Origin of the sequence: Arthrobacter sp. Hiyo1, assembly GCF_001263615.2 — a bacterium.
Lineage (GTDB): Bacteria > Actinomycetota > Actinomycetes > Actinomycetales > Micrococcaceae > Arthrobacter.
Genome location: NZ_DF952468.1, coordinates 909,949 through 915,783 on the forward strand (window position 1 = coordinate 909,949; position 5,835 = coordinate 915,783).

The window sequence follows — 5,835 nt, forward strand, 5'->3', positions numbered from 1 at the left end:
TCGGCGTCGCAACCGTCAGGTCGCACGTCGTCGGCGCAGACCCAGCCTCTGTCGCCTATGAACCGTCAAGTCCGGCATTGAGCAGGAAGTGGATGTCGTCATGATCGACACCGCCGGCCGCTTGCAAAACAAGGTTGGCCTCATGGACGAGCTCAGCAAGGTCAAGCGCGTCATCGAGAAGCTGGCCGAAGTGGACGAAGTCCTGCTCGTACTGGATGCGACCACCGGACAGAACGGCCTGAACCAGGCCAAGGTCTTCTCCGAGGTAGTCAACATCACGGGAATCGTGCTTACGAAGCTGGACGGTACCGCGAAGGGCGGGATCGTCGTCGCGATCCAAAAGGCCCTCGGCGTGCCGGTCAAGCTTGTTGGACTGGGCGAAGGCCCGGACGACCTCGCGCCGTTCGAGGCCGAAGCCTTCGTCGACGCCCTGCTCAACTAGGCGCATCCAGCCCAACTAACTAGCAGTTGTTGTCGTTTTCAAGGCTCTTAACGACATCTACTGCTAGCTAGTTGGGTGAGTCGACGCTTTCGTAGCCGCGCTGCATCGGCTCGCGTGCCGCGGACCAGCCGACGGCGGCGAGCAGGAGGATGCCGCCGGTTGCGCCGAAGGCCCAGCCGTAGCCAAGTCCATCAGCCACGAGGCCGACGAGGACAGGGCCAACAATAGCTCCGGCGTCGGAGGCCATCTGGAAAACCGCCAGCACCTTGCCGCCGGAACGGCCACGGCCGATGATGTCCCCGACGGCGGCCTGCTGGGCCGGGTTCAGCAAGCCGGAGCCGAAGCCGGCAGCAGCCGACGCAGCGAAAAACGCGGGAAGATTGCCGGTCAACCCGATGGTCGCGGTGGCCAGGCCGGTGACTATCAAGCCCAGCAGCATCATGGGCTTCCGGCCGAAACTATCAGCCATGCGGCCGGAGAAGGTCAGCGCCAGCGCGTTTCCTCCCGCGAACACGGCCAGCGCCCAACCCGCCGAGGCGGAGCCTCCGGCCAGCACAACCACTGCGAACAAGGGGACAGTGGCCATTCGCACACCGAAGGTCGCCCAGCCATTGCTGAAGCTGGAGAACAGGGCGGCCCGGTAGGCAGAATCGCCCAAAGCCTCCTTCATGCGCATTGCCGGCCCCGCCGCGCCGCCTTGCGTCGCTCCCCCTGAACGTCCCGTCAGCTGCGTGCGAACAACCAAGCCGCCAGGACCAAGGCTGCCGCGTAGGCGAGGAAGGGGACGCGCAGGCCGAACCCGGCGAGCAGCCCGCCAACCACGGGCCCCAGGACGCTGCCGATCAGGAATGCGGAGGCGTACGCGCCGGAGACCCGTCCGCGGCTTTCCGGAGGGGCGAGCCTGATCAAGAGGCCCATCGCCGCAACCGTGAACATTACGGAACCGGCTCCGCCAAGGCCCCGGAAGACCAGCAGCTGCCAATAGTTCTGGGCGAAGGCGCAGGCTGCCGTCGACGCAGCCACAATCAGCAACCCTGCGATGTACACGGGACGCTCGCCGAACCGACCCATCAGGGCACCCCCGGCCGGAGCGAACACCAAGCGCATGAACGCGAAAATGCTCACGATCACCGCGGCTGCCGTTGCTCCGACGTCGAACGTCGTGGCGAACTGGGGGAGTACGGGCGCCACGAGGCCGAAACCCAGGGCAATCAGGAACGCTGCCGCCAACATCACCTTGATGTCCCGTGGCATTGCAGCCTTCGCGGCCCTCGCTCCTTGATTGGCGGGGGATTCGGGGCTTGCAGTCATGGTGTCGGGGTCCTCTGGGTAGTACGAGCGCGGGGAAAGTGGAACTGACGAAACATATCCGTAACAAGGGTGATATGCACCATTTACGTTCGAGAAGTTCTTGTAACAGCCCCGCAATCTAAAACCTTCGCAGGTGAAACACTGCCCCGCAAAACTCTTATGTAGAACGCAAATGCGTTGGGACAGGCGGCTCAGCCCGCAACTAAAAGCAGAGAGGACGTAGACATGGACTTCACCGCCGGTCTCGTTTGGCTCCTGGTCGCATCAGCCTTCGTGCTGTTCATGACCCCGGGCCTGGCATTCTTCTATGGCGGCATGACCCGTGCCAAGGCCGCCCTGAACATGATGATGATGAGCTTCATCGCCATCGGCACAGTGACCCTCGTATGGGTCCTGTGGGGCGCCTCGATGTCCACAAGCAACACGGACAACTTCTTCCAGATCTTCGCGAATCCGTTCAGCCACTTCGGTCTGCACAACTTCACCGATCCGGCAGACCTCCTCCACGTTGGATACGCCGCAACCTTCGCGATCATCACCGTCGCCCTCATCTCCGGTGCCATCGCGGACCGCGCCAAGTTCTCGGCCTGGACGCTGTTTACCCCGATCTGGGCCACCCTCGTCTACGCACCCCTGGCCTACATGGTCTGGGGCGGCGGCCTCTTCTCGGCAACCGGCTGGTTCGGCCAGACTTTCGCTCCCGTCATTGACTTCGCCGGTGGCACCGTGGTGCACATCAACGCCGGTGTGGCCGGCCTCATCCTCGTCCTGATCATCGGCAACCGCAAGGGCTTCGGCAAGGACCCGAACCACCGCCCGCACAACGTGCCCCTGGTCATGCTCGGTGCAGCCATCCTCTGGTTCGGCTGGTTCGGCTTCAACGCCGGTGCCGCCGCAAACGTGCAGCAGGCTGGCCTGATCTGGATCAACACGCTCGTCGCACCGGCAGCGGCCATGCTCGGCTGGCTTGTCGTGGAGCGCATCCGTGATGGCCACCCCACGTCGCTTGGTGCGGCATCGGGCGTCGTCGCCGGCCTGGTTGCCATCACCCCGGCTTGCGCCAACGTTTCCCCGCTCGGCGCGATCGCCCTCGGTATCGCAGCCGGCGTCGCCTCGGCCCTTGCTGTCGGCCTGAAGTTCAAGCTCGGCTACGACGACTCCCTGGATGTCGTCGGCGTCCACCTGGTGTCCGGCATCATCGGCACCGTGGCCATCGGCTTCCTCGCCACCCCGACCCAGGGTCCCGCAGGCCTGTTCTACGGCGGGGGGACCACCCAGCTGGTTGCGCAGTCGCTCGCGGCACTTTGCTCGATCGTCTTCACCGGCGTGATGACGTTCATCATCGCCTACCCGATCCACAAGCTCATGGGCTTCCGCATCTCCGAACGCCAGGAGATCGCCGGAGCAGACCTCAGCCTGCACGCCGAGACGGCGTACGAGTTCGGTGTCGGCGGCCACGGCGGAAGCTTCCAGCCCCTTCACGACCTCATCACCGGCAAGGTATCGTCCGAAGCAGCTGACGAAGCATCCGTATCAGGCAAGGAGAGTGTCCAGGCATGAAACTCATTACGGCGATCGTCCGCCCGGAGAAGCTCGACGCCATCCGCGAGGGGCTCGAAGCATACGGGGTACAGGGACTGACGGTCAGCGCGGCCAGCGGCTACGGCCGGCAGCGTGGTTACACCGAGGTGTACCGCGGGGCCGAGTACAACGTGGATCTGCTTCCCAAGATCCGCGTGGAGGTCCTGGCCACGGATGAGCAAGCAGACGACATCCTCGATGTCCTGATTGCTTCCTCCAATACCGGCCGTGCCGGTGACGGCAAGGTCTGGACCGTAGACGTCTACGAAGCAGTCCGTGTCCGCACGGGCGAGCGGGGCGCAGCAGCCATCTAAGGCCCAACGCAACGAGGGGCCGGGTACCTGGAAAGGTACCCGGCCCCTCTTGCGTGTGCCCTTGCATAGGAGCGCGGGAGCGCAGGAGCGTGGCCGCCTGGTTAGTCCCCGACGGCGGGTGGGCCAGTCCGCGGGACCCGGCCCGCCGGCGTCGTACTTTTCGAGCGGCACGGAATCCTTGGCCCAGGCCTTGAGCACGGGCTCGATGATCCGCCAGCAGTCGACGGCGGTGTCGCCGCGGACCGAGAGCAGCGGATCGCCGGTAATGACGCCTTCCAACACTTCTCCGTAGGGCAGCAGATCGGAGGCATTCAGTTCTGCGTTGAGCGTCACTCGATCGAGAGTAAAGATATTTCCGGGACCGTTGACGTCGACGTCGATCTGCAAGGTGTCAGGACCGAAGCCGATGCGCAGCTGGTTGGGGGAGTCCACACCCTCGAATCCGGACGGCAGGTGCGGGACGGGCCGGAAGGTGACGATCGCCTCTTTCCGCGCGGCACCCAAAGCCTTTCCCGAGCGCAGGATGAAGGGGACGCCTTTCCAGCGCCAGTTATCGATTCCCACTTCGACTTCTGCGAGCGTCTCCGTTTCCCGTGCAGGGTCCACGCCCGCTTCGGCGACATAGTCCGGCACGTCCCGGTCGCGATCCGGCCGGCGGTGTAGCGCGCCCGTCGGGTGGACTTCTTGTAGGGCGCGGTGATGCTGCTCGCACGCAACACCGTTGAAATGCGTCGCGGAGATCGCGCTCGCCGATGGTGGAGGGGGCATCGATGGCAAGCAATGCCATGATGTGGAGCAAATGGCTCTGGATCATGTCCTTGAGGGCGCCGGCTCCGTCGTAGTAGCGGGCACGCCCTTCGAGTGCGAGGTCTTCGTCGAAGATGATCTCCACTTTTTCGATGTGGTCCCGGTTCCACACCGGCTCCAGGAACCTGTTGGCGAAGCGCAGGCCCAGGATGTTGAAGACGGTGGCCTTGCCAAGGAAGTGGTCCACGCGGTGGATGTGGTCTTCCGGGACCAAAGCGGCGAGGGTCTTGTTGAGTTCACGGGCGGATTCGGAGCTGGATCCGAAGGGTTTCTCCATCACCAGGCTAGTTTCGGGAGGGAGCTGCTGGGCGGTGAGGACCTCGCAGGCCTTCTGGCTGATGTGTGGAGGCAAAGCGAAATAGACGGCGATTGGTGCTTCAAGCCCTGCCAGGAGCGTCGCGAGCTGGCCGTCCGCCGTGACATCCACTTGATAGTATTCGGTACTTTTCTCCAGTGCCGCGATTGCCTTCTTGCCTGCGGCACTTGCACCCGTGGCTGCCTCCTCGAAGGCGTCGCCCACGCGTTTGGTCCATTGTTCGGGCGTCCATGGGTCGGAGCCCGCTCCGACAAGCTTCAGGCCGTCCGCGAGGCCGCTTGCCACGAGCCTGGCGAGGCCCGGCAACAGCAATCGGCCCGTCAGATCTCCGGAGGCGCCTAGGATGAGCAACGTATTTACTGTTGTTTTGCTGGTCACTGTGCCAGCATGCCATCTTGCAGGCGCGTCTTGGTACCCTAGATAGTCGAGTCCCTCAGTTGAGTCAGATTTGTTTGGGGCAGGAATCGTCAAGATATTGGTGCGTCGGAACGGCCGCCATTCGTAGACCATTGAAAGAAGTGCACGGCGCGTGTTCAATTCACTCTCTGACCGGTTGACAGCAACCTTCAAGAATCTCCGTGGCAAGGGCCGCCTCACTGAGGCCGACGTCGACGCCACCGTCCGCGAGATCAGGCGTGCCCTTTTGGACGCCGACGTTGCCGTGCCCGTGGTCCGCGAGTTCACCGGCCGCATCCGTGAACGCGCCTTGGGCGCCGAGGTTTCCGCGGCACTGAACCCGAGCCAGCAGATCGTCAAGATCGTCAATGAGGAACTCCAGGAGATCCTCGGCGGCGAGACCCGCCGTATCCGCTTGGCGAAGACCGGGCCCACCATCATCATGCTCGCCGGCTTGCAGGGTGCGGGTAAGACCACCCTCGCGGGCAAGCTTGCCAAATGGCTCAAGGCGCAAGGCCACAGCCCTGTGCTCGTTGCCGCCGACCTCCAGCGTCCAAACGCCGTTACGCAGCTCCAGATTGTCGGCGAACGGGCCGGCGTACCTGTGTTCGCTCCGCACCCCGGCACCACCTCGGATCTGGATGTTCCCACCGGCGACCCCGTCGCCG

The 5,835-nt window shown here is 64.0% G+C and carries 3 protein-coding genes and 3 pseudogenes; 4 read left to right on the forward strand and 2 right to left on the reverse strand.

Annotated features, from left to right (window positions below; all coding sequences use genetic code 11):
• Positions 1-442 (forward strand): annotated as a pseudogene (locus AHiyo1_RS03925) (signal recognition particle-docking protein FtsY); the annotation flags it as partial.
• Between the two features lie 67 nt (positions 443-509).
• On the opposite strand, the pseudogene AHiyo1_RS03930 reads toward AHiyo1_RS03925, so the two are convergent.
• Positions 510-1,753: pseudogene (locus AHiyo1_RS03930) on the reverse strand (MFS transporter).
• Between the two features lie 225 nt (positions 1,754-1,978).
• On the opposite strand from AHiyo1_RS03930, the gene AHiyo1_RS03935 reads away from it, so the two are divergent.
• Both AHiyo1_RS03935 and AHiyo1_RS03940 read left to right on the forward strand, forming a co-directional pair.
• The gene (locus tag AHiyo1_RS03935) at positions 1,979-3,313 is read left to right on the forward strand and encodes an ammonium transporter (RefSeq protein WP_059387668.1); all 1,335 of its coding nucleotides are present in this window, start codon (positions 1,979-1,981) and stop codon (positions 3,311-3,313) included.
• On the forward strand, positions 3,310-3,648 hold the full coding sequence (locus AHiyo1_RS03940; protein WP_028264639.1) for a P-II family nitrogen regulator: 339 nt from the start codon (positions 3,310-3,312) through the stop codon (positions 3,646-3,648). Before AHiyo1_RS03935 ends, AHiyo1_RS03940 begins: the two co-directional genes overlap by 4 nt.
• A 117-nt stretch (positions 3,649-3,765) precedes the next feature.
• Here the strand turns inward: AHiyo1_RS03940 and AHiyo1_RS03945 are convergent.
• Positions 3,766-5,149 (reverse strand): annotated as a pseudogene (locus AHiyo1_RS03945) (glucose-6-phosphate dehydrogenase); the annotation flags it as partial.
• 151 nt (positions 5,150-5,300) lie between these two features.
• On the opposite strand from AHiyo1_RS03945, the gene AHiyo1_RS03950 reads away from it, so the two are divergent.
• Positions 5,301-5,835 (forward strand): signal recognition particle receptor subunit alpha (locus AHiyo1_RS03950; RefSeq protein WP_113990545.1); only part of this gene is annotated, 535 nt, incomplete at its 3' end.